The organism is Chromobacterium sp. FG89 (assembly GCF_057808735.1).
This window is the reverse complement of sequence record NZ_JBMDIQ010000087.1, coordinates 1-434: the sequence shown is the minus strand read 5'-3', so window position 1 is coordinate 434 and position 434 is coordinate 1. Positions and strand designations below refer to the sequence as shown.

Genomic DNA, 434 nt, shown 5'->3' with positions numbered 1-434 from the left:
TGCGGGCGAGCGGCAGCTCGGGCTGTTCGGCGATCAGGCGCAGCAGTTCCAGCAATTGCCGGGCGATGCCGTCTACGGCGTCGGCGGAGAAGAGATCGGGCCGGTAGCCGAAGCGCAGCTCGAGTTCGGGTCCGGGGACGGCGCACAGGCTGAGCGGGTAGTGCGAGGTGTCGGCGCCATCGCCGCCGAGCGGAATCAAGGCCAGGCCGTCGGCCACCTCGCCGTCGGCCGCGCCGGGCAGCGCCGGATAGCTTTCGAAAACCAGCAGGGTGTCGAACAGCTCCGTTCTTCCCGCCGCTTGCTGGATCTCGGCGAGGCTGAGGTGCTGGTGCTCGATCAGCGCGGCCTGTTGGGCCTGCAGGCGTTGCAGCAGGGCGGCCAGGGTTTCCTCGGGCTGCAGCCGCAGGCGCAGCGGGACGGTGTTGATCAGCAGG

At 70.0% G+C, this 434-nt stretch carries 1 protein-coding gene; it reads right to left on the bottom strand.

Translation table 11 applies throughout. From position 1 onward, the window contains the following. A partial coding sequence (locus ACODRW_RS24360; protein WP_488906930.1) for a condensation domain-containing protein occupies positions 1 to 434 on the bottom strand: 434 nt, incomplete at both ends.